Raw genomic sequence first — 24295 nt, 5'->3', positions numbered from 1 at the left:
TAAAGGAATAAAAGATTTCTGTTGCAGTCAAGTTACAATTTTTAAACGAAATTGCCCGTGACTTTCAATGAAAGTCACGGGCAATTTAACAAGCTGTAATCTGCTTTTATGTATTAGAAATTTAGATCATCTATATCATCATCCAAACCATCTTCTTCATCATTGTTCTCTACAACTCTGTCACAATCTATATTAATAGAAAGGTTTGAAGGTTTTTCAAACTCACTATCAGAAATTCCTAAACTTTTATTCTCATAGTTCTTTTTCATGTACAGACCCCAAATAGGTAAAGCCATAGATGCACCCTGACCATACTTAATAGATTCAAAGTGAATAGATCTATCATCACCACCAACCCAAACACCGGTAACTAGGTTAGGAACAATCCCCATAAACCAACCGTCACTATTGTTCTGTGTTGTCCCTGTTTTACCTGCAATAGCGTTTTTGAAACCATATGGGTAACCAGTAATAATTTCTTTATAAACTGTGGTATTTTGCATACCCCTATGTCTAAGTCTTGTTCCGGAACCACCATGTGTAACACCCTCCATTAGGTTTAACATAGCGTAAGAAACATCTTTGCTCAGCACATCTTTTGTCTCAGGCACGTATTCATATAAAACCGTTCCGTTCTTATCTTCTATACGTGTTACCATTACCGGCTTAACATATACCCCTTGGTTTGCAAAAGTACCGTAGGCACCTACCATTTCATAAACATTAGTGTCATGAGTACCCAATGCTATAGAAGGTACTTCAGGAATATTTCCAGTAATTCCCAAGTTTTTAGCAATAGAAACTACTGATCCCGGACCAACTTTATCAATTAATTGTGCCGTTACCGTATTTACCGAGTTTGCTAGTGCATCTTTAAGTGAATACATTTTTCCTGAGTATTGACCTACAGCATTCTTAGGACACCAAGCCTCTGTGTTCCCATGTTTCCCTGCCTCTATACAATATTGCGTATCCGGTAAAGAATCACAAGGTGATAGTCTCAACTGATCAATAGCCGCCGCATATACGAAAGGCTTAAACGTTGATCCTGCTTACTGGCGTGAGCCTTGAATAACATTGTCATATTGGAAGTGTCTATAATCAATACCTCCAACCCAAGCCTTTACGTGGCCTGTCTGTGGCTCCATAGACATCATTGCAGCTCTTAAGAACGTTTTATAATATCTGATAGAATCCATTGGCGTCATTATGGTATCGCGTTCACGACCCTCACTGTTCCAATCAAAAACGGTCATCTCTCTTTTCTTGCTGAATGACTCACGGATAACCTTTTCAGATTTACCTTCATCGGCCATACTTCGCCATCTAGAAGAGTTTTTCATTTCTCTTTCTAGAATCTTCTTTATTTCAAACTTCTCTAAATCTAAAAACGGAGCAGTAGGATTTCTCTTTGGTGTATTTTGATGAAAGAATTCATTTTGAAGATTAGCCATATGCTTACGTACAGCATCCTCTGCATTGGCCTGCATACGAGAATCTATAGTCGTATAAATTTTTAATCCATCTAGGTACAGGTTCCATTTATCTCTACCACCTTCCAAAGCTGGTTTGGGGTTTTTAGATATCCAATCGTTCATGAACCCTTGTAGGTACATTCTAAAATAGGTAGCCAAACCTTCCTTGTGAGATTCTGGATTAAAATTAATATCCATCTCCATGGCCTGTAAGGAATCTTTCTCCTGCTCAGTAATAAACTCATATTTGGCCATCTGTCCCAATACCGTATTTCTACGATTGGTCACTAATTCCGGTCTTCTAATTGGATTGAAATAAGACGAGTTCTTAAGCATACCAACCAAAACTGCCGACTCCTCTGTCTTAAGTTGTTGCGGTTCTTTGCCAAAATAGATTTTTGAAGCAGAACGTATACCATCTGCGTTATTAAGAAAATCATATTGATTGAAATACATAGCAATAATCTCTTGCTTTGTATATTGAGTTTCCAATCGGGTAGCGAGCACCCATTCCATGGCTTTTTGCTTGATGGTCTCAAGTTTATTTTTAGACCGCACCCCCACAAAAAGTTGTCTTGCCAACTGTTGTGTTATAGTACTGGCACCACCATTTTTCCCCAATTTTGCAACGGCTCTTAAAACTCCATACGCATCAATTCCTGAATGATCATAAAAACGTACATCTTCTGTGGCAATAAGTGCGTTTACTAAATTTTGCGGAAGACTATCATAAGGTACAGGAGTTCGGTTATCGTCCAAATAGAACTTACCCAATGTTTTGGCGTCCGAAGAAATAATCTCAGTAGCTAAGTTAGTCTGCGGATTCTCCAGATACTCATATTCCGGCATATCGCCTAACAGTCCCCAAGACGCGGACAAAAACAACAATACAACTAATAAAATACCTGAAACAAACAGAATCCAAAACCACTTGATGTATTTAAAATACCCATTGGTTTTTTTCTTTTTAACAACCTTGGCCATACGTTACTCGTTACTTTTTTCTATTTCAAAACCGACGTCGGTTATGCCTTTTAAATTTTCAACACCGTTTACACTGCCATTTTTACGCATGGCATGCCAAACACGTAAATTATATACGCCAGAAGAAGGAAAAACGATGTTTTCCTTAAACCATAATTTATTTTCTTTAATACTGCCGTATCCTTTCCCTAACCAAGTACCATCTGGCAAAGCCATTTCATACTCTAAGGTATCTTTTACGGTCTCCCCCGAAGGATATTCCAATTCTGCAATTAGAAATAAGTTATTATACGGGAAAGTGGCATCATTACGTACAGTAATAAACATATTGTGCCTTTGTGTAGTATCTATTTCCGAGAACGAGAAAAGAATATTATCCGTCTTGTTCCACACCCCTCCTTTTGTTGCCTGAAATTCAGATTTCACTAAATCATCATTACACGCAAAGCACAATACCAAAACAGCAAAAACCAGTAAAATCCTAGCCATTGTCTTGCTGTTTTTTAGGGTTGTTTCTCCTTCTTTTGTTTTTAGAAGTATTTGCATTACCCGTTTTATTCCTGTTATTGTTATTATTAGTATTACCGGTATTCTTCTTAGTATTATTGGCGTTACCACTATTGCTTTTAGCCTTATTCCTCTTACGGTTATTTCTATTTCTAGATTGTTTAGGTCTATCAAAACGTGTAAGGCTATCCTGCCCAACAACATTCTCAAACACCTTTTCTTCCTTAACGAAATTATCTACCGTATATTCCTCTAAACTGGCAACTTTTTCTTTCTTTTTATTTTTTTCTAAAATTTCCTGAACCTGTTCTTTAGTCAGCGTATGCCAATTTGCTGGGTCGTCTCTATACGAAAACCAAAGCATACCCTTAAAAATATCGGTCTTTTGACAGAACGCAAGTCCTTTTTCAGTAAACAGTTTGGTATCTTGAGAAGGAAAGTCTTTTAATGCATCCAAGTACATATCTAGCTCATAGTTCAAACAACATTTAAGCTTTCCACATTGTCCAGCTAACTTTTGTGGGTTTAAAGATAACTGCTGATAACGAGCGGCAGACGTGCTTACAGACCTGAAATCTGTTAACCAAGTAGAGCAGCATAATTCACGACCACAAGAACCAATACCGCCTAAACGTTGGGCTTCTTGACGATAACCAATTTGTCGCATTTCGATACGGATACCAAAAGCTTTGGCCATATCTTTTATTAGCTGTCTAAAGTCAACTCGGTCTTCGGCTGTGTAATAAAACGTGGCTTTTGAACCATCACCTTGAAACTCAACATCAGAAATCTTCATTTGAAGTTTCAAAATAATCGCTATTTCTCGCGCACGCTTTTTGATTTCTTCTTCTCGATCACGGCATTTCTGCCATTTATCGATATCATTTTGCGACGCTTTGCGATGAACTTTAGGAAGGTTTTCGTCTTTATAATCAACTTTTTTGCGCTTCATCTGCACTTTCACCAACTCACCTACAAGGGTAACCATACCAATGTCATGACCTGATGATGCTTGTGTTGCCACAATATCACCTATTGAAATAGATAGATTTTCGCTATTTCTGAAGAATTCTTTTCTACTATTCTTAAATCGAACTTCAACGCAATCAAACGGTTTTTCACCGTTAGGAAGCGACATGTTGGAAAGCCAATCAAAGACGGTTAATTTATTACAACCATCGGTACCACAAGTTCCATTATTCTTGCAACCAGAAGGTTGTCCGTCCTTACCGGTCGAACAACTGCTACAGCCCATATATTATATCTTGGTTTGGCCTAAACGGGGGTTTTTGGCCAAATAGGGTTCTTACTAATTTTATATGTAAAGGTACTAAATTTTTAATGTGATAGAAAGTTATCTCAACTTACACAGGTTCTTCGTTCCTTTGCGCCAAATTTGGCTCTGTTTTAAAAAATTGATGCTGCATTACATGGAAAAACAAAAAACACTTAGCAATACCGTTCTCTACCTCATGAGCCTCTCAGCAGGGTTGGTCGCAGCAAATCTCTACTACAACCAGCCTTTATTGCACATGATTTCTGTGAGTTTTGGTGTTACCGAATCTGCAGTGAGCAATGTTGCTTTGGCCACACAATTGGGTTATGCGTTTGGTTTATTATTTGTAATTCCGCTAGGGGATATGGTTTCCAATCAAAAAATATTGAAAATTGATTTTCTATTCATGCTTCTCTCATTACTGGCCGCTGCTTTCTCTACCTCCTTATGGCTTCTTGTTGTTTCTAGCTTTTTTATAGGGTGTACATCTGCCTTACCGCAGTTATTTGTTCCTATGGCAGCACAATTGTCTAATGCTGAAAACAGGGGCCGTGCCATAGGAATTGTTATGAGCGGTTTGCTTATTGGTATTTTGGGAAGCAGAGCTATTAGTGGTTTTGTTGGTGAACAGTTTGGATGGCGTACCATGTATTTTGTAGCAACGGCTATGATGTTTGTTTTATTTATTGTTCTGAAATTTAAACTGCCCAGGGTTGAGCCAGTCTACAAAGGCCGGTATATGGATTTGATGAAATCATTAATTCACTTCTTCAGAACCGAGCAGCCTTTGCGACTTGCCGCAATACGAGGTGGACTTTCATTTGCCGGTTTAAGTGCTTTTTGGACCACTCTAGTTTTTCTTATGGAAGATAACTTTGGTTATGGGAGTGGCATCACCGGAACTTTTGGGCTTATTGGCATTGTAGGAGCTTTGGCAGCTACCGTTGTTGGAAAACTAAGCGACCGAATGAGTAAAAACCGAATCATTATTTCATCAACTTTTATTCTGATTCTTTCCTGGTCCGTATTCTTATTTTCCCATCATTCCATTATAGGCATTGTCATTGGAGTTATTTTGGTAGACCTTGGACAACAATCGCTTCATATTGCCAATCAGAACATTATATTTTCTAGAAACGAAAATGCTAGAAACCGGATAAACACCGTGTACATGGTTATCTTTTTTCTAGGAGGTGCTCTAGGAACAATTTTAGGTGCCTTTGCATGGCAACATTACCAATGGGTAGGTGTATCGATTTTAGGACTTATCCTTTCTGTAACAACACTGGTAGCCCATTTATTATATGGCGATAAGAATATATAAAACTTAGTTTTTAAACTTAAGCACTTCTGACCTTCCTTTTTTGAAGATTTTGTTACTGGCCCCTTTGCCCTTGCGTAACTTTTTTTGTTCTTCATAAGGTAATTCATGTACTTTTTTACATGAGTCCGAACAGCAGTCGTGCATTTTTTTTGCACAGTCTTCACATTGAATAAACAAAAGATGACAAGCTTCATTGGCACAGTTAACATGGTTATCACAAGGATTTCCACACTGGTGGCAATTCGCAATAACATCATCTGTAATACGCTCACTACGGCGGTGATCAAAGACAAAGTTTTTACCCAGAAATTTATTTTCAAGCTTTTTATTCTCTACTTGACGGGTATAATCAATAATACCACCTTCTAATTGGTAAACTTGTTTAAAACCTTTGTGCTTGTAATAGGCACTTGCTTTTTCGCAACGTATTCCCCCAGTGCAGTACATAACCAGTTTTTTATCTTCCTTATGGTCTGCGAGGTCTTTTTCTATAATATCTAGTGAATCTCTAAACGTATCTACATCTGGAGTTATAGCATTCTTAAAATGACCAATCTCACTCTCATAATGATTACGCATATCTACCAAAATGGTATCTGGATCCTCAATAAGTTCATTAAATTTTTCAGCACCTACGTGAATTCCTTTATTTGTAACATCAAAAGTTTCATCTACCATACCATCTGCAACAATTTTTTTTCTAACCTTAACCTTCAGTTTCAAAAAGGAAAGATTATCCTGCTCTATGGCAATATTCAATCGTACATTTTCTAAAAAGGTGATACTATCCAAATGAGCCTTAAACAGTTCAAAATTCTCCGCAGGAATAGATAATTGGGCGTTTATACCTTCATTAGCTACATAGATGCGCCCAAGAACGTCTAATTCGTTCCAATTAATGAAAAGGTGATTTCTAAATAGTTCAGGATTGCCAATCTGTGCATATTTGTAGAAAGAGATGGTCAAACGTTCTTGCCCGGCTTCTTCAATAAGAGCCGCTCTTTCTTTTGCACTTAAGTTATTGTATAGTTGCATGCTATACTAATGTTTTAAGTTTATAAAGAATTTTCTAAGGCTGCAAAGATAAGAAATATTGATAATTCTTTTCTATTGATAGAATTTAGACTGCCTAACCAAAATCAATAGTAAAAATAAAAAAAGAGCCCCGGTAAATTACCAAAGCTCTTAATTGACCGTTCCCATTTTTCTTTTTCATAGCATCTTTCAAAAAACACATAAAAAAGGAACTGGTCGCCATTGCTCCCTAACACTAAAAAGGGAAGCTTATTTTGAGTTAGTTTCCGATTGTTAAACCGAAACAATATTTTAAATAAGATACAACGCCATCATATAGGGTTGCGTTAGAGAAACAACTTTTAATAAACACTTTTCTTTAGACGTGTAACAATCGAATGCCTTACAGCTACCATCTTCAATTCTGAAAACTTTAACGTATTGAGAATAAGTGAAAAACTAGATGCCTATTTTCAGAAAATGAACCGCAGAACTGGCATTATGATAAAAGAAATGGTAATTTAGCATCCCTTAAAAAAAAGAAAATATGAGCTCGGAAAAAGAAGCAAAACTCAAGGCCCTTAAATTAACCTTAGATAAATTAGACAAGACTTACGGAAAAGGTGCCGTAATGAAAATGGGAGATAGTGTGGTTCAAGATGTTGAAGTCATTCCTTCTGGTTCATTAGGTCTTGATATAGCGTTAGGGGTTGGCGGTTACCCGCGTGGTAGAGTAATTGAAATCTATGGTCCAGAATCATCAGGTAAGACCACTTTAACACTACACGCTATGGCCGAAGCTCAAAAAAACGGAGGTATTGCTGCGTTTATTGATGCAGAACATGCTTTTGACCGTTTTTACGCTCAAAAACTAGGTGTAGATATAGACAACCTTATTATTTCTCAACCAGATAACGGTGAACAAGCTTTAGAAATAGCCGACAACCTTATCCGCTCAGGAGCTATTGATATTGTTGTTATTGACTCCGTTGCAGCTTTAACTCCAAAAAGTGAGATTGAAGGCGAGATGGGAGACTCTAAGATGGGACTTCATGCAAGGTTAATGTCACAAGCACTTCGTAAACTTACAGGGTCTATAAGCAAAACTAACTGTACGGTTATTTTCATTAACCAGTTACGTGAGAAAATTGGTGTAATGTTTGGAAATCCTGAAACTACAACTGGTGGTAATGCATTAAAATTTTATGCCTCAGTACGACTTGATATTCGTAGATCAACACAGATTAAGGATACAGACGGTAATGTTCAGGGTAACAAAACCCGCGTAAAAGTTGTGAAGAACAAAGTAGCTCCACCATTCAGAACTACAGAGTTTGACATTGTTTATGGCGAAGGAATATCTAAAGTTGGTGAAGTCATTGATCTTGGCGTAGAGTATGAAATAGTCAAGAAAAGTGGTTCATGGTTCAGTTATGGTGACACTAAACTAGGACAAGGTCGTGATGCCGTTAAATCTTTGTTATTGGATAATCCAGAACTTTTTGAAGAACTAGACGGAAAAATTAGAGCTGCCATAAAAGCTCTTAAGGAATAGTATATATTCTTTATTAAGTATTTTACGCCGTAAACAAACAACCATGACCTGTTGTTTGTTTACGGCGTAACTTTATATTTACAGCTTAAATGCTACTTCACGCAACCCTTGCACTTATTTTTCATCTAGTAAGAAAAATTGAAGTACAATGAGGAAATCATACCTTAAGATTTTAGGCTTAGCATCCTTGCTAACTATCGCGTCCTGTAGTTTAGATGACGACCGCGTAAACTTTCAATACACACCTCTTCATATAACCAATGCCAGTTTACCTGATACATTTGAATTAGGTCGGGTGTATACCGTAGATGTAAATATTCTTAGACCAGATGATTGTACACTACTAGACCAGTTTGATGTACGGCGTTCTTTTACGGATAGTACACAAATTAGAACCGTATCTGCAGTAGGCATTACACTTGACAAAGAAGATTGCACTGAAGTCAATGACGAACTACAAGACGGATTTCAATTTGAAGTGCTCTATACCAAACCGTATATTTTTAGATTCTATACCGGTGATGATACTGAAGGTGAACCTGAATTTTTAGAAATAGAAGTGCCAGTAAAAGAATAATTATCTTTAACCTAAGCCATTCAACTTTCTAATACATTCTTTCAAAGCCTGTAAACCACAAGCTTTTAAAAACACCACACCACTTTGGGTCTAGAAGAACTCATAAATAATTGTAAAAAAGGTAACAGACAGGCACAAGAACAATTGTACCGGGATTACTCCCGCACATTGTTTGGTATCTGCCTTAAATATTCGCGCAACCGTACGGAGGCCGAAGACAACCTACACGACAGTTTTATGGTCATCTACAAGAAAGTTGATCAGTTTAAGTTTAAAGGTTCTTTTGAAGGATGGCTTAAACGTATTACGGTAAATACGGTTCTTCAAAAGTATCGCAAAGAAGAGCCCTTAAGTTTGGTAACAGAAAACACCGAAGAGGTGGAACCAGAAGTGGAAGGGGATTATGAAAGTATAAGTTTAGATGCCATATTAAAACATATTCAGGAACTACCGGACAAATATCGTCTAACATTCAATCTTTATGTTCTTGACGGATATACCCATAAAGAAATTAGTGAACTTTTAGGCACTAGCCAAGGCACATCAAAAAGCAACCTAGCCCGTGCTCGAAAACTTTTAAGAGAAAAAATAGAGATTACAAAGAATAAAGCCATCATTGGTCTACTCATCTTCTTTTTATTAGGATTTTGCGTTTAGCCTTTGAAAAATAGTACATCAAAAAAAACAAAATACCGAGTACCTAAGAATTGAAGGATGAGTAAAAAAAATATAGATAATTTGTTCCAAGAAAAGTTTCGCGACTTCGAGGAAATTCCGGATAAAAAAGTCTGGAATGCCATTGAGGCTTCTTTGGACAAAAAGAAAAAGAAAAGGGTCATTCCTATCTGGTGGACATTAGGTGGCGCAGCGGCAGCTTTGGTTATTGCTCTTGTTGCATTCTACCCTTCTTACATAAATGACGTAGCTCCAAATATCATATCTGATACCGAAAAAGTTAATAACACTAAGGATGATGCGATTAAAAATACCAATGAGTTTATTACAGAGCCAACTAAAAATATAAATAAAACGATTGTAGTTAGTTCTAACACAGACGCTGATGTCAATACGGTTACTGACTCCTATAAAGAGAAAAAAGAAGACAAGAATTCTAATGCTCTAAATACGGAGGCACCCAAAAAGGATACTATAAACAAAAGTGATCATACCCAAATTTTTGATACGTCTCAAGACACTGAGCTTACTCAAATTGATAAAACTGAAGATGTGGTAAACGCAGAAATCGAAACTAAAAATTCAGATAAAGTCGATTATTCTTTTGAGACTGAAAAAAATCAAGAAATGGTTACCTCATCAGCTAATCCTCGGTCTAATGATGATTTTAATTCATCTAAAAATAATTTAACAGAAGCAACAGGTGTTGCTTCAACAGAGAACAGCTCTAATACTCTAAAATTAAACACGAAGAACCCTGAAAATTCGACTAACAAAACCATTGTAGTTGATAGTATTAACAGGTCAACAGATGAATTAGGTATCACAGAAAACACCATAGAAGAAGAAATAGAGGCAGAAAAGAAATCTATTTTTGACGAAATTGAAACTGAGGAAGAAGTCGTAAACACGGATAAAAATGGGCGATGGTCTGCAGGACCTAATATTGCTCCAGTTTACTACAACGCCCTTGGTGAAGGATCACCGGTTAATTCAATCTTTAACGAAAACTCAAAATCCGGTAACACCAACCTCAGCTACGGTCTTACCGTTGCTTATGCAATAAACAAAAAGTTAAGTATCCGGTCAGGGCTGAATAAAGTAGATTACGGTTACGACACTAATGGCGTCGCGTTTTCATCAACCCTACAAGAAGCGTCTACCGAAAAAATTCAAAACATAGACTATTCTAGTACCGCCAAAAATATAGTGGTTACTAGCCAAAGCGGTAATTTCAGTAGTTCGCCAACCTCTGATTCTATGTTTGCTTTTGAAATATCCAACGCTACCAGTTCCCAACGAGACGGAACAATGGCGCAGCAATTTGGATATCTAGAAGTGCCATTAGAGCTAGATTATGCTTTAATAGACCGCAAGTTTGGATTAAATATCCTTGGCGGAATTAGTTCGCTCTTCTTAATAGACAATTCTGTAACTCTAACTTCTGGCGAACTAACTACCGAAATAGGCGAAGCAAACAACGTAAACTCGGTTAACTTCAGTACAAATATTGGTTTTGGGGTTAATTATAAATTTACACCCAAGATTCGCTTTAACGTAGAGCCCGTTTTTAAATATCAATTAAATACCTTTTCGGATGTATCGGGAGATTTTAGGCCATTTTCAATTGGAGTATATAGTGGTCTGAATTTCAAATTCTAAAATTTCCTTCAATCATTTTAAACCATCTCATTTATTGATTCCCCTTAATTATGCATAGGTTTACCAAATAATTATCTGATTATTTAAGTTGATGAAACAGAAACTTCAAATTTTTAAAGCGGTAGCATTCCACTCTAGCTTTACAAAGGCGGCCGAACAGTTATTTATATCTCAACCTGCCGTTTCTAAGGCCATCCGTAGTATTGAAGATGAATATAAAACTACATTTTTTCTTCGCAAACGTAATTCCATTGAACTTACAGAAGACGGCAAAGCATTCTTAGTATATACCAATAGAATATTAGAAATCCATGCAGAAATAGAGAATCAATTTCTACATCAAAAAGAACATATTCCAAATTCAATCCATTTTGGGGCCAGTACCACTTTAGTCAATCATATAGTTCCAAAGATTATTGCCAAGTTCAGAACGCAACATCCGCATACCAATTTTGATATTAAAAGTGGTAATTCAGAGGAAATAGAGGAGTCTATATTGAACCAACAATTAGACTTTGGTATTACCGAAGGAAGCAATACCAACCGCAAACTGCATTTTAAAAAGTTTATAAAGGACGAAATTGTATTGGTTACAAACGTTAAGAACCATGCGTTCAAACAAAGTACCATAAGCACAGAAACTCTTCAAAAACTACCCATGATCGAGAGAGAAATGGGTTCGGGAACCAGAGAAATTATATATGAGCTCCTAAAAGAACATCAGATTAAAAAACTGAACAATATAGTAACCCTGAACAGCACGGAGGCCATTAAAAACTACCTTAACCATTCAGATACTTTTGCTTTGCTTTCAATTCACGCCATTAATGAAGACCTAGTTGCCAACAAATTGAAAATTATAGATATTAAAAATGTAACCATTGAACGTTGGTTCTATTTTGTATCCCGAACTGGTTATCAGTCCAATGTAATGGACTACTTTGAAAAATTCGCCAAGAACAACTATAACTTTTAGTTATTTCATATAACATTTTAAATTGCTTAAAAGTAATTTAACGCCCTTACTTTTGTATTATCAAATCAGGGTGATATGAAAGATAGAATGGCAAAATTGGTGTTTTTAAGTATTGCACTTATCGTTTTCAGTGGATGGGTCAATAGTCCTACTGCTTTGCTACTTGGTTTTGGATTTACTTTATTCTTTGACAATCCTTTTAAAGCCTATTGTCATAAAGCTATTCATTCATTTCTTAAAATAGCAGTAGTGGGTCTTGGTTTTGGTATGTTCTTAAAAGAAACGTTAGAAACCAGTAAAGAGGGCTTCACCTTAACTTTTCTCTCCATAATATTGACTGTAAGCCTTGGGTTTTTACTAACTAGATTTTTAAAATTAGACACTAAGTTAGGGCATCTTATTACTTCCGGAACTTCGGTTTGTGGTGGTAGTGCTATTGCAGCTATTTCGCCTGTAATAAATGCTAAGAGTCGGGTCATTAGCATTGCATTGGCCGTTGTTTTTCTTCTAAACTCCGTAGCCTTGTTTGTTTTTCCTGCAGTTGGGCATTACCTCAACTTAACTCAACATCAATTTGGTCTTTGGTGTGCGGTTGCTATTCATGATACAAGTTCTGTAGTTGGTGCGGCAATTGGTTATGGCGATGAAGCTTTGCGGATTGCAACAACCGTAAAACTATCTAGAATGCTATGGATAATACCTTTATCCCTACTTTCTATGTTTGTTTTTAAAACGAAAGGCGAAAAAGTAAAAATGCCTTATTTCATTCTTCTTTTTATAGGGGCCATTATCATAAACAGCTATCATCTCATACCAGCCCCAGCAACTAGTTTTTTAGTATCTAGCTCTAAGCACTTGTTGATACTTACCTTGTTTCTGGTAGGTTCTACTATCTCCATAAGAGATTTAAAGAAAACCGGAATAAAACCTATGGTATTAGCATTACTGCTTTGGATATTTATTTCTGTCCTTTCCCTAGCATATATTCTATACTAGTTGTAGAATAACTCTAATTATCTTGTTGAAGTTCTTTTAAAATAACAGCTCTGACGTTTTCTCTTAGGTTTACTTTATCTGGTTCAGAAAGGCTTTCTGTCTTAAAAAATTTATGCACTTTAGCCCTAATGCGGCCTGGACCACCACTAAAAAAAGAAAAAGAGAATCGCTTTTTATTATCATAAAACGTAATTGGAACGACCGGTATTTTATGAGCTATAGCCATTCTGAAAGCGCCATCTTTAAAAGAATCTAGAACAATACTTTCATCATCAGGTACGCCACCTTCTGGAAAAATACAGATACTAAGACCTTGACTTAATCTTTTTTGAGCGCGTCTGTAAACTGCCATTCTGCTCTTGGCATCACTACGATCAACCATAATACAGACCCGTTTAAAGAAAAACCCAAAAAGAGGAATCTTAGCTAATTCTTTCTTGCCCACAAAAACAAAAGGGTTCTTACTAACATAGAACATTAGCATAATATCTAACATACTGGTATGATTCGCTACGAGCATATAGCTCTTTCCCTTTTCAATATTCTGTTCCCCAAACACTTTTGGCGGGCAGCCCATACCATATATAATAGGTATGGCCCAAAAGTTTCTGGCCATCCAAAAAAATTGGGAATACCACTTTTCAGATAAAGTGCTAATCAACAAAAACGGAAAAAATAAAAGTATGGGTAAGGCTACCAAAATATAGAACCAAATGCGGTACAAGGTGTAGCCAATTTTTTTAAGTAGTCTGGGCATAAAATCAAAAGTAACAATTTTACGAGGTATAATCCATTTCTTTTATCTTTGGGCTTCTTTGAAAATAAGCAAATGGCAAGAATCTTAACAGGAATACAAAGTACAGGCACTCCGCACCTAGGAAATATCTTAGGCGCAATCATGCCTGCAATAGAAATGGCGGATGACCCAAAGAACGAATCGTTTTTGTTCATTGCGGATATGCATTCGCTCACACAGATTAAAAATGCGGAAGAATTACGCAGAAACACCTATGCCATAGCTTCTACGTGGCTTGCTTTTGGATTAGATATTGAAAAGACCGTTTTTTACCGTCAAAGTGATGTTCCACAGGCTACTGAACTTTCTTGGTACTTGAGCTGTTTTTTTCCTTTTCAGAGATTGACATTAGCTCACGGATTTAAAGATAAAGCAGACCGTCTTGATGATGTGAATGCAGGATTATTTACATATCCCATGTTGATGGCCGCGGATATTCTTTTATACGATGCCAACATCGTTCCCGTAGGAAAAGACCAGATGCAACACTTGGAAATGACTAGGGATGTAGCTTCTCGTTTTCATGCCCAAATGGGAGAAACGTTTGTGCTTCCAAAAGGTAAAGTACAAGAGAGCACCATGTACGTTATGGAACCGATGGTGAAAAAATGAGCAAGAGTAGAGGCAACTTGATTAATCTTTTTCAGACCGATAAAAAACTGAGAAAACAAATCATGGGCATACAAACCGATAGTACGCCAATGGAAGAGCCAAAAGACCCAACTAACGATAACGTTTTTGCTCTTTACAAAATACTAGCGGCACAAGAACAGATTGAGGAAATGAGTGCCAATTACCTTGCGGGAAATTATGGTTATGGCCATGCGAAACAAGCACTTTACGAAGTCATAGTAAACAAGTTTGGTGACGCCCGAGAGAAGTATGATTATTACATGAACAACACTCAAGAAGTAGATGAAGCTTTGGCAATAGGTGCAGAAAAAGCACGTAAAGTTGCCAACGGTGTACTTGAAAGAGTACGAACAAAACTGGGATATTAAAATTTAACAAAACCGACCATATGGTCGGTTTTGTTTTTATGAAGTGTTTTGTGAATCTAAAATTGCTCCGTTTTTAGGAGGTTTTTAATCGATAAACCCCCATTAAAGCGATTGTTTGTTCTTTGAAACTAAATTTACAAACCAATCAGTCGGTTGTTCTAACGGTTTATTTTCAGGTTTTGTTAAATAGCTTCATACAGTTTTCCCGGTAGGGGACGTATGACACCCTTCATTTCCATATTCAAAAGAGTAGAAGAAACTTTAAAGACGGGCAGCTTGCATTCCAAGGCCACACTATCCAACAATTGCTTTCCATTTTTCTGCAAGTAATCATAAATAGATTGCTCTGTAGGTTCAAGTTCTACGAAGAGTTGTTTTTGGACTGTCTTGATTTCTTTCTCGGCAACATCCCATCCTAACAAATAGATCAAATCTCCTGCGGAAGTAAGCATTTGCGCCTTTTGCTGTTTGATGAGATTATTACACCCTGAGCTGTACTTATCCTGCGCCCTTCCCGGCACGGCAAACACATCTCGGTTATAACTATTTGCAATATCTGCAGTAACCAAACTACCTCCTTTTTCAGCAGATTCGATAACCACGGTAGCTTCACTCATACCTGCAATAATCCTGTTCCGTTTTAAAAAATTAGCCCGGTCAGGATTACTCGTACTTCTAAACTCGGTATAAAATCCACCATTCTTTTCTACATCCTGAACATACTTGCCGTGCACCTTAGGATATATCTGATTGAGCCCATGCGCCAAACAACCAATAGTTTGCAAATCATGCTTAACAGCTGCCCTTTGCGCCGTAATATCTACACCATAAGCAAAACCACTTACAATAATGGGGTTTAATGGCGCTATGTCTTCTATAAACTTCTCAACGAAAGCAGTGCCATAACTGGTTATATTACGCGTACCAACTATACTTATGATTTTACGGCCTTCTAAATTAATATTACCCCTTTTATAAAGTAACACCGGACTATCAATACAATGTTTCAAATACGCTGGATAATCGGCATCCATAAAATAAGAGAAACCAATGTCATTCTTTTTTATGTACTCGTACTCCTTCTCGGCAGATTCTTGATGTTCTCCATCATATAAACCTCTTAAAGCATGCGTTCCTATGCCGTCAATTTTTAATAAGTTTTGTCTTTTTTCTTCTTCAAAGACAGCACTTGCACTTCCACAATGTGAAATAAGTTTTTTAATTGTAACATCGCCAATTTTTGGAGCACCTTGCAATCGTAAAACTGCAAGCAATTCATCTGTAGTCATTTATAGAAGCATCAAAGTTATCCACAAAATACACAAATTATAATGTTAATAAAAAGTTATGTTGCCTCTGGTCTGACCCTATAATTTTTTCCATATTTGTGTTCTATGGGACTAGAACGCTATATCTCTGAATTAATGTACCGCTACAACTGTGTAGTTGTACCAAGGTTTCGGAGCTTTTTTAACGGAACAGAAATCGGCTGTTATACACGAAAGTACTAACACTTTTTATCCTCCGGCAAAGACCGTTTCATTCAACCAACAGTTGTTGTCAAACGACGGACTATTGGTTTCATATGCCGCTGAAGCTCAAAATATTTCTTTTGAAGAAATGTTGAAGGAGGTAAGTGACATTGTAGCTGAATGGAAAGCTGACCTCAAAAAAGGCAGTCAATTACAGTTATCCGATATAGGAACACTTTGGTATAGTTCAGAAGATAAAATTCAATTTCAACCTTCAGGTAACGTTAACTACCTGACAGCTTCTTTTGGAATGTCTTCTTTTGTTTCTGCGCCGGTAACCCGCGAAGTCTTAAAAGAAGAAGTAGCAAAACTAGAAGAAAAAGTTCCGTTTGCTTTTACACCTGAAAAACGTGAAGCACTCACTCTTCGTCCTTATTTAAAATATGCGGCAGTTGCCCTTATTGCTTTGACGTTGGGCGTAACAGGTTTTCAGTTCTATAAATCTAACGAGAACAACCAACAATTGGCTCGACAAGATGCCGAACAACAAGTGTCACAACGCATTCAAGAAGCTACCTTTTTTGATGCGCAACCACTAGAATTACCAACCATTACACTTAAGACTTCTAAAAAATCAGAAGCCAGTATAGCAGAAGCACGCATGCACCATATTATTGCAGGCGCCTTTAGATACCGGACCAATGCTGATAAGAAGATAGAGCAGTTGAAACTCAAAGGCTTTAACCCTTCTTATATTGGCACAAATCCTTTCGGTCTATATTTGGTTGCTTACGACAGTTTTACTGATTCTAACAAAGCTTTAGAAGCGCTTCGTGAAATTAAGCGTACGCAGAAAGATGCTTGGTTAAAATCAGGTCACTAATACTCCATTTTCTTTACAAATTTCTACAGAAAAGCTAAGTTATCAGTTTTTCGATTTCAGCCTTTGCTACAAGCAAAAGGTTATACCATGATGCTCATTAAAAAAGGTATCTTTGCCCAAAAATTGATTTATGCAGGCTAAAAATCCACGTGATTCTAGAACTATATTGACCGATATGGTACTCCCTAGTGAGACCAACCCTCTTAATAATCTATTTGGTGGCGAACTTTTGGCCCGAATGGATCGTGCCGCAAGTATTGCTGCACGTCGTCATAGTAGACGTATTACCGTTACCGCTTCGGTAAACCATGTAGCCTTTAATCAATCTGTACCTGTAGGAAGTGTTCTTACTGTAGAAGCAGCCGTTTCACGCGCTTTTAGAACCTCTATGGAAGTATATATTGATGTTTGGATGGAAGATCGTTTCACCGGCGAAAAATCAAAAGCCAACGAAGCTATTTACACTTTTGTAGCTGTTGACGATACTGGAAGACCTACAGTAGTACCACCGTTACAACCGGAGACCGAACTTGAACAAGAACGTTTTGAAGGCGCTTTGCGCAGAAAGCAATTAAGCCTTGTTCTAGCTGGCAAAATGAAACCTCATGATGCCACAGAACTAAAGGCTCTATTTATGGACTAATAGTCTATTAGAAATCAAAATTATCAGGGTCAGGTCCTGTGCGTTCTCCCTTGTCCAACCTATCTAAATAAGATATATCGGCTTCTGAAAGTTCAAAGTCGAAAATATCGGCATTTGACTTGATCCTATCCACATTCACAGATTTTGGAATAACCACAATTCCTTTCTGCAAATTATATCGTAAAACAATCTGCGCGATTGACTTTTTGTATTTATCAGTCAAATCAGAAAACACCTCCGATTTTCCATCAAAAAGTTTTCCGTGCATAAAAGGCGACCACGATTCGTACTGAATCCCTTTAGAATTACAAAAGTCGATTAAATCTTGTTGAACCAAATATGGATGAAACTCCATTTGATTGACCATCGGCACTACTTCAGCAGTTTCCAATAAATCCTCTAAATGGTGCTGTAAAAAATTACTTACCCCAATAGCTCTAATTTTCTTTTCACGATACAATTTCTCCATGGCGCGCCAAGTATCCTTATATTTTCCGGCCACGGGCCAATGAATTAAATAAAGATCTAGATAATCAACTCCTAAACGCTCCAAACTCTCTTCAAAAGCTTTTAAAGTGCTTTCGTAGCCTTGGTCTGCATTCCATAGCTTTGAAACCAAAAACACCTCTTCACGAGCTATATTGCTTTCTCGAATACCCATGCCTACTCCTTCTTCATTCTTATAAGCCGCAGCCGTATCTATATGTCTATAACCAGCATTCAAAGAATTCTTTACGGCATCAATAACTTCTTGGTCATTGTCTGCCAAATAGGTTCCCAATCCAAAATAAGGCATTTCTACACCGTTGTTTAACCTAAACGAGCCTTGCAAGTCTGTTATCTTTTTCATAGTGTTCTTATAATTGGTACACCCACTCCTCAGGGTTTAACTTAGAAGTGTTTTGGTGTAAGTAAAACTTCAGTTTTGTCTGTCCGTTAGACCGATTGGTATAAATCTCGCCGAGCTCTTCCTTAGCTTCTACACTATCCCCTTTCTTTACATACAGTATAGAGAGATTATAGTAGGTACTGATAAAGTTACCGTGCTTTAATTGCACAGCTTTGTTACCTCCGGGAATCGAAAGAATAGCAATTACTTCACCCCTAAATATAGCACGAGCTTTAGCACCTTGATCCGTAGTAATAACCACACCATTACTTTGGTGTTTTATACCTATAGTAGATAGCATCTGCGTACACCCCAAACCCTTGGCTTTTAAAACCTTTTTCAACCGGCCATATTAATCTACCCTTGTTAGCGGTAAAACTATTGGCTACTATAGCAGCTTCTGGCGTTAATAAAAACTTGCTAGGGTCGTCACTTTTCTTTCCTGCCTCTTTGTTTGATGCAGCAATGGCTTCACGAATCAATCTTTCAATCTGGCGGTCAATCTCTTTGGCTTGATTCTGCTTATCCCTAATCTGCGCCGCAAACTTTGTTTCGCTTTTACGAATCGTCCCTAAAAGTGCTTGATGATCTTCCTTCTCCTGAGTCATCGCTTTTTTAGCCTTCCGGTTTTCTGCAACTAGGCGGTCTTTTTCTTTTTGCTGTACACTAAGACCAATATTCAATTTACTTAACTCTTCCGTCTTAACGACTATCTGCTCTCCTTGCTTTCGTCTAAATTCCGTGTATTGCTTTATATATTGCATTCGTTTAAATGCTTGATAAAAATCATCGGAAGACAGCAAGAACATTAGTTTGCTCTGTTGAATTTTACTTTGATATCCCTTTTGGATCATCATCGCATAATCATCCTTGAGCTTATCCAACTCATTTTTTAAACCAGAAATGACTTTGATATTGGCATTAATTCTACGGTTGAGAAGGTTGGATTGCTTATTGGTGACATCTATGAGTTCTTGCCTCACCTTGATTTTATTATCCAAGGCTTCCATCTGATCAATTACGTTACCCTTCTTTTTCTTCTGATCAAAAAGCAAGTAATTAATCTGTTCAATCTCTTTTTGCAATTTTTCACGCTTCGCCTCAAGGGCTTCCTGATCACCGTTTTGAGCAAATACAGAGCTCAATCCAAACAAACAGAAACAAAGAAAAACAACGATATGGTGTTTGTTACCGTGCATCGTCAGTTAATGAAATTTCTTTAAAACCTTTCGGTATTTTATATGGAAAGTTTATAGGTTGATCAAATTCAATATTCTTATATTCTATATCAACAGTCTTACGCTCTTCACCCTCAATAGCAGCAACAGCAATACGTTGCGGAAGAATGTACCTACCAATCTTCTGATAATCTGTATAGTTTACCTGCAACAATCTTTTCTTTAAAGGTTGAGAAAGTTGCTGAGAAGCCATTTTAAAGTTTTTAGGTTCTATTTGAAACATCACTTTAAAAAGGTCCATTGCTTTTTTTGGCTTCAATTGATAATCGCCGTTAACGACGGATGCATCATACTTTGCTTCCCTAAGATTAAAAAGCGCTTTACCCATTAGCATGTTTTGCACCTGCTTAAAATCCAGTTCCGTACCCAAAAACTTACTCAGGTACTCAAAATTGCCATCAAAATATTCGTTCTGTAATTTATTGTAAAAAGTAACCCTACCTGGAGTAATGTACACTTTGACCATACCTAACGGAGCACTCATCCAAATAGCTTTATCCTTTTCCATACGCAAGCTTACAGAAACACCTTGAGACGATTCTCCATCAGAGTAATCAATCCGCATTTTACCGGTTAACGTATTAAAATTGGTGGTGTTTGCATAGTGATTTTTCACAATGGTTTTCGCCGAAATATTATCATCGACCTTTCCGTCGGCCAATACTTTTGTTGATTTACAGGATAGAAAAAAGGAAAGTGAAACCAGCGCCATTAAGCGCAAAGCAGTTCGTAAGGGTAACGCCATAATCTTTGTAAAATTTAAAACCCGGGTATAATCTTACGAAGATACATATTTGCCTTGACTGAATTGTTAATGGAATTATAAGCATCCGCCAGTTCTTGGTAAAATTTGTTGGCCAAAGAAACATCACCAACCAAATAATCTAGTCCTGTTTCCAGCGCTTCAATAGCATCGCGCGGTTTTGCTTTTTTATTAAAAGCATAACCTTGGGCATAATAAAAGTAAGGTTGTGATGGGTAACTCTCCAATGCCTCTCCCGCAATTTTATCTAAAGCTAAATAGTTATTGGTGCGGAGCAAGCCATCAATTTGCGCCTTATATTGTTGAAAAGAACCTGATTCTGATCTATTTTGATTTGTAACCGTAAATGAACTGCTCTTGATTGCATCTTCTTGCGCCTCTATCAAATCTTCTACTTTTACGGAGAGCTGCTGTGTGAAACTAGATTTTGGTGTCTCTTTTAAAATAGACTGCGCAGCTTTTGCCCGCCCTTTTCTATAATAGACCAATGCCAGATTTTCCTTGAATTTAGCATTATTAAAAGGTAATTGTGCCTTATATCCTTCAACGGACTTTTGCTGCTTTTGCAATATCTCCATATAAGTATTTGTGTACCACAAATTCTCTGGCTCGGCCAATAACGCAGTTAAAGCGTACGGTTCTGCAACAGGATATTGCTTCTCTTTTAAATACAGTTGGGCAAGCTCATGGTCTACCACGTAATTATTAGCATCCAACTGTTTGCATCCCAACATGAGGTTGATAGCCCTATCGTAATTTTCAATGCCCTTTTGTTTTAAAGCATCAAAGAATTTCTCTTGAAAATCATCTGAATAGTCTTCTAGAAAAACATCCGCACTTTCTTCAATATTAATATCCGGGGTTACTTCTTGGGCATAGGTAGCTAAAGAGATAAATAAAAATCCCCCGAAAAAAGTCGATATAATTGGACTTATCTTCATTCTACAACGCATGTCTTTTTACTCTTGAAAATCTAGTTACTTTACACCTGTACTTCCAAAGCCGCCTTCACCTCTTGAGGTTCCGGACAATTCATTAACCTCTTTCCATTCAGCACGTTCATGCTTGGCAATTACTAATTGAGCAATACGCTCTCCGTTTTCTATTGCAAAACTTTCGTTAGATAGGTTGACCAAAATCACACCTATCTCACCTCTATAATCCGCATCTATCGTACCAGGTGCATTAAGCACTGTAATTCCTTTTTTAGCAGCAAGCCCGCTTCTTGGTCTAACTTGAGCCTCAAAACCTACTGGAAGCTCTATAAATAGCCCCGTTTTAATAATGGCACGACCCAAAGGTTGTAACGTAACTGTTTCTGATATATTGGCTCTGATATCCATTCCTGCCGATGCTTCAGTTTCGTAATGTGGCAGGATATGTTCCGATTTATTAATAATTTTTATTTTCATAGTATTTTTTAAATTGTAAAATATCAATTTGATTTTATTCCGAGTACTATTTTAGACTGCTTTAGCTAAAACTGACTTAACCTTTCTGCCTTAGAAATATCTGTTTCAACTTATCATTTTCTAGTTTATACACCAAACCTAGGTAACACAAAAGTAAGACACTACCAATAATTAAATTCCGATCAAAAACATAAAAGGAGAGTGCAGAAAAGAGAATTGAAACGCCTAAGTAGAAAAGAATTTTTCTAAAATTATATGGAACTGGGTAGCGTGATTTTCCTAGATAGTACGAAAGCACCATCATACTACCATACGCCATAACCGTTGCGATAGCACTAGCCATATAGCCAATGTGAGGGATAAAGAAATAATTTATACCGATGGTTATAAACGCTCCAAACACTGATATAAAAGCGCCATAACGTGTTTTATCAGTCACTTTATACCACACTGAAAGATTATGATAGATACCCAAGAAAAAACTAGCCAACAATATAATAGGCACAACGGACATTGCCTCCCAATACGCAGGGTTCTTAACAAAAAGAACTTTTAGAACATCTGCAAACACAACAACCCCTAAAAGAATAACGCTGCCCAACACCACAAAATAATTGGTTATCTGCGCATAGGCTCTCTGTGGATTCTCGGTACCTGCATGACTAAAAAAGAAAGGTTCAATACCCATACGAAATGCCGTAGAAAACAACGTCATGAACAAAGCTAGTTTAACACAGGCATTGTACATACCAACTTCTTTATTTGCAATATCTTCAGGTAATAGGGCTTCTAACATGACCCTGTCAAAAACTTCGTTAATGGTAAATGCTACTCCAGCAATCAAAACGGGAATGGCATATTTCATCATTTCTTCCCAAAGTTTCTTATCAAAAGTATACTTGCTAATCAAATATGGCTTCAACATTAATAAGAGCGTTACACCACTAGCAACCAAGTTGGCTATGATTATATATGTAATCTGAAAATTGGGCTTATATAGACCCGCTAAAGAGCTTTCAGGATTGCTTTCTGCTATATTGGGTAATAATAAAAGGAAAAACAGCGTGAGGCTAAAATTAATTACCACATTTAAAATCTTGACCACAGCATACCGTAGCGGTCGCTCATTAGCCCGCAACCATGCAAAAGGTATGATTACCAGAGCATCCAGCGAAAGAATGAAAATAACGTACTTGATGTACTTTGGATCAATATTTAGTAAACTTGCCATTCCGTTTTGAAAAATCAACGAGAATACCAGAAAAACCATGGTTGACACTAAAATAGAAGTTAAGGAGGTGGAAATTACCGTTTCTTTATCCTCAGATTTGGTATAAAATCTAAAAAAAGCAGTTTCCATACCATAGGCCAACACCACGTTAAACATAGCAAAATAGGCGAATATTACGGCTAGTTCACCATAAATCTCTGGAGGCATAGCATCTGTATGCACCCTTACCAAAAAGAAAGAAATCATTCTGGGCAACACAGTGGCGAGACCGTAGATAGCCGTTTGTTTGAACAATTTTTTAAGCGGATTCAATAGTGCTGCATTTTAACCCAAAAGTACCTATTTAAAGGGATGTAGCAAAGTGAAGTTAAACAGCCGTGCTTTTCTTTTTTCTAACGACTATTTTTTTCCCTTAAGCTAGAATAAGAAACCGGAAGATTTTGTTGAATTCCGTTTATGCGATAATATTTAACTTTCTCTTTGTGCACATAACTAATTACTGCCTGTGTATCGGTCAAATCAAAAGGAAACTCTTCTGGACTTTCAACCGCTTCACCAAACTCAACTATACCCATAATACCCTTGTCCGTCAATTCAATTGTAATTGGAGCCATTTTACCTTTATGATATACGTTTTTAAGATCTGCCTTATCATTCTCCAAACTTAGGACAGCAACTACTAACTCATAGCCCTTGGCACTTGTTGTCTCGTCTATAGACCAACTTTGTCCGTAAGCCTCCCCTAAACTGAAAGGCGCAAGAGTTTCCAAATTCTTTTTTGATCCACAACCCATAAGTATGAATAAGCTTAACCCTAAAATATAAATGTGTGTTTTCATAATAGTTATCCTGAATATAATTAGGAATACATACGAGAAAAGAAGGTTGTGAGACTATCGTCAAAAAAGAAACCCCACATTCCTGTGGGGTTTACTATTCTATAATT

General features: G+C 37.1%; 22 protein-coding genes and 3 pseudogenes. 11 read left to right on the top strand and 14 right to left on the bottom strand.

The features are described from left to right. Positions 1-113 precede the first annotated feature (113 nt). The 3 genes and pseudogenes from Q5W13_RS08940 to Q5W13_RS08930 form a co-directional block, all read right to left on the bottom strand. Positions 114-2459: pseudogene (locus tag Q5W13_RS08940) on the bottom strand (penicillin-binding protein 1A). A 3-nt stretch (positions 2460-2462) separates the two neighbouring features. Next, positions 2463-2948: a gliding motility lipoprotein GldH gene (locus Q5W13_RS08935; protein WP_155595234.1), complete on the bottom strand. Its 486-nt coding sequence runs from the start codon at positions 2946-2948 to the stop codon at positions 2463-2465. Continuing rightward, entirely contained in the window at positions 2941-4221 is a 1281-nt protein-coding gene (locus Q5W13_RS08930) for a PSP1 domain-containing protein (RefSeq protein WP_304446067.1), read from the bottom strand. The genes Q5W13_RS08935 and Q5W13_RS08930 overlap by 8 nt, the downstream gene beginning before the upstream one ends. A 175-nt stretch (positions 4222-4396) precedes the next feature. Between Q5W13_RS08930 and Q5W13_RS08925 the strand changes: the two genes are divergently transcribed. Next, positions 4397-5566 carry an MFS transporter gene (locus Q5W13_RS08925; RefSeq protein WP_304446066.1) on the top strand — a complete coding sequence of 390 codons (1170 nt, stop codon included), beginning with the start codon at positions 4397-4399 and terminating at the stop codon, positions 5564-5566. A gap of 3 nt (positions 5567-5569) precedes the next feature. Here the strand turns inward: Q5W13_RS08925 and trhO are convergent, their stop codons facing one another. Next, positions 5570-6601, bottom strand: coding sequence for an oxygen-dependent tRNA uridine(34) hydroxylase TrhO (gene trhO / locus Q5W13_RS08920; RefSeq protein WP_304446065.1), 1032 nt, complete (start codon positions 6599-6601; stop codon positions 5570-5572). Between the two features lie 526 nt (positions 6602-7127). Here trhO and recA point away from each other — a divergent pair. The 6 genes from recA (at position 7128) to Q5W13_RS08890 (ending at position 13021) form a co-directional block, all read left to right on the top strand. Further along, positions 7128-8135 (top strand): recombinase RecA, encoded by a 1008-nt coding sequence (recA, locus tag Q5W13_RS08915; RefSeq protein ID WP_155595238.1) that lies wholly within the window; start codon positions 7128-7130, stop codon positions 8133-8135. A 148-nt stretch (positions 8136-8283) separates the two neighbouring features. Further along, positions 8284-8712 carry a hypothetical protein gene (locus Q5W13_RS08910; RefSeq protein WP_304446064.1) on the top strand — a complete coding sequence of 143 codons (429 nt, stop codon included), beginning with the start codon at positions 8284-8286 and terminating at the stop codon, positions 8710-8712. A gap of 84 nt (positions 8713-8796) precedes the next feature. Further along, the gene (locus Q5W13_RS08905) at positions 8797-9369 is read left to right on the top strand and encodes an RNA polymerase sigma factor (protein WP_304446063.1); all 573 of its coding nucleotides are present in this window, start codon (positions 8797-8799) and stop codon (positions 9367-9369) included. Positions 9370-9426: 57 nt separating this feature from the next. Next, positions 9427-11049 (top strand): outer membrane beta-barrel protein, encoded by a 1623-nt coding sequence (locus tag Q5W13_RS08900; RefSeq protein ID WP_304446062.1) that lies wholly within the window; start codon positions 9427-9429, stop codon positions 11047-11049. 91 nt (positions 11050-11140) lie between these two features. Further along, positions 11141-12025 carry a LysR substrate-binding domain-containing protein gene (locus Q5W13_RS08895; protein ID WP_304446061.1) on the top strand — a complete coding sequence of 295 codons (885 nt, stop codon included), beginning with the start codon at positions 11141-11143 and terminating at the stop codon, positions 12023-12025. A gap of 75 nt (positions 12026-12100) precedes the next feature. Next, on the top strand, positions 12101-13021 hold the full coding sequence (locus Q5W13_RS08890) for a YeiH family protein (protein WP_304446060.1): 921 nt from the start codon (positions 12101-12103) through the stop codon (positions 13019-13021). 13 nt (positions 13022-13034) lie between these two features. Here Q5W13_RS08890 and Q5W13_RS08885 read toward each other — a convergent pair whose 3' ends face one another. Further along, positions 13035-13778, bottom strand: a complete 744-nt coding sequence (locus tag Q5W13_RS08885) for a lysophospholipid acyltransferase family protein (protein WP_304446059.1) — start codon at positions 13776-13778, stop codon at positions 13035-13037. Positions 13779-13850: 72 nt separating this feature from the next. Here Q5W13_RS08885 and trpS point away from each other — a divergent pair. After that, a pseudogene (gene trpS / locus Q5W13_RS08880) lies at positions 13851-14818 on the top strand (tryptophan--tRNA ligase). 182 nt (positions 14819-15000) lie between these two features. Here trpS and dprA read toward each other — a convergent pair. Further along, positions 15001-16107 (bottom strand): DNA-processing protein DprA, encoded by a 1107-nt coding sequence (gene dprA / locus Q5W13_RS08875; RefSeq protein WP_304446058.1) that lies wholly within the window; start codon positions 16105-16107, stop codon positions 15001-15003. 105 nt (positions 16108-16212) lie between these two features. Here dprA and Q5W13_RS25800 point away from each other — a divergent pair. From Q5W13_RS25800 to Q5W13_RS08865, 3 genes and pseudogenes are all read left to right on the top strand, one after another. Next, positions 16213-16257 (top strand): annotated as a pseudogene (locus tag Q5W13_RS25800) (hypothetical protein); the annotation flags it as partial. Positions 16258-16264: 7 nt separating this feature from the next. After that, positions 16265-17173 carry an HU domain-containing protein gene (locus Q5W13_RS08870; protein ID WP_368662495.1) on the top strand — a complete coding sequence of 303 codons (909 nt, stop codon included), beginning with the start codon at positions 16265-16267 and terminating at the stop codon, positions 17171-17173. Between the two features lie 130 nt (positions 17174-17303). Further along, the gene (locus Q5W13_RS08865; protein WP_155595248.1) at positions 17304-17816 is read left to right on the top strand and encodes an acyl-CoA thioesterase; all 513 of its coding nucleotides are present in this window, start codon (positions 17304-17306) and stop codon (positions 17814-17816) included. A 7-nt stretch (positions 17817-17823) separates the two neighbouring features. Here the strand turns inward: Q5W13_RS08865 and Q5W13_RS08860 are convergent, their stop codons facing one another. From Q5W13_RS08860 to Q5W13_RS08830, 8 genes are all read right to left on the bottom strand, one after another. After that, entirely contained in the window at positions 17824-18666 is an 843-nt protein-coding gene (locus Q5W13_RS08860; protein WP_304446057.1) for an aldo/keto reductase, read from the bottom strand. A 7-nt stretch (positions 18667-18673) separates the two neighbouring features. Continuing rightward, positions 18674-18967, bottom strand: coding sequence for a murein hydrolase activator EnvC family protein (locus tag Q5W13_RS24825; RefSeq protein WP_368662494.1), 294 nt, complete (start codon positions 18965-18967; stop codon positions 18674-18676). Between the two features lie 4 nt (positions 18968-18971). Beyond that, a complete protein-coding gene (locus Q5W13_RS08855) occupies positions 18972-19904 on the bottom strand; it encodes a murein hydrolase activator EnvC family protein (protein ID WP_368662493.1) in 933 nt (310 codons plus the stop codon). After that, complete coding sequence (lolB1, locus tag Q5W13_RS08850) at positions 19894-20688, bottom strand: lipoprotein insertase outer membrane protein LolB1 (protein ID WP_304446056.1); 795 nt, start codon at positions 20686-20688, stop codon at positions 19894-19896. Before lolB1 ends, Q5W13_RS08855 begins: the two co-directional genes overlap by 11 nt. A gap of 14 nt (positions 20689-20702) precedes the next feature. Continuing rightward, complete coding sequence (locus Q5W13_RS08845) at positions 20703-21647, bottom strand: tetratricopeptide repeat protein (RefSeq protein ID WP_304446055.1); 945 nt, start codon at positions 21645-21647, stop codon at positions 20703-20705. A 36-nt stretch (positions 21648-21683) separates the two neighbouring features. Next, positions 21684-22118: a dUTP diphosphatase gene (gene dut, locus Q5W13_RS08840; RefSeq protein ID WP_214610605.1), complete on the bottom strand. Its 435-nt coding sequence runs from the start codon at positions 22116-22118 to the stop codon at positions 21684-21686. A gap of 76 nt (positions 22119-22194) precedes the next feature. Continuing rightward, positions 22195-23661 carry a lipopolysaccharide biosynthesis protein gene (locus tag Q5W13_RS08835; protein ID WP_304446054.1) on the bottom strand — a complete coding sequence of 489 codons (1467 nt, stop codon included), beginning with the start codon at positions 23659-23661 and terminating at the stop codon, positions 22195-22197. 80 nt (positions 23662-23741) lie between these two features. Beyond that, positions 23742-24188 (bottom strand): hypothetical protein, encoded by a 447-nt coding sequence (locus tag Q5W13_RS08830; RefSeq protein WP_304446053.1) that lies wholly within the window; start codon positions 24186-24188, stop codon positions 23742-23744. Between the last annotated feature and the right edge of the window lie 107 nt (positions 24189-24295).

This window comes from Zobellia laminariae, from assembly GCF_030553095.1.
In the GTDB taxonomy this organism is placed as follows: Bacteria; Bacteroidota; Bacteroidia; order Flavobacteriales; family Flavobacteriaceae; genus Zobellia; species Zobellia laminariae.
This window is presented reverse-complemented; position numbering and strand designations above follow the sequence as displayed.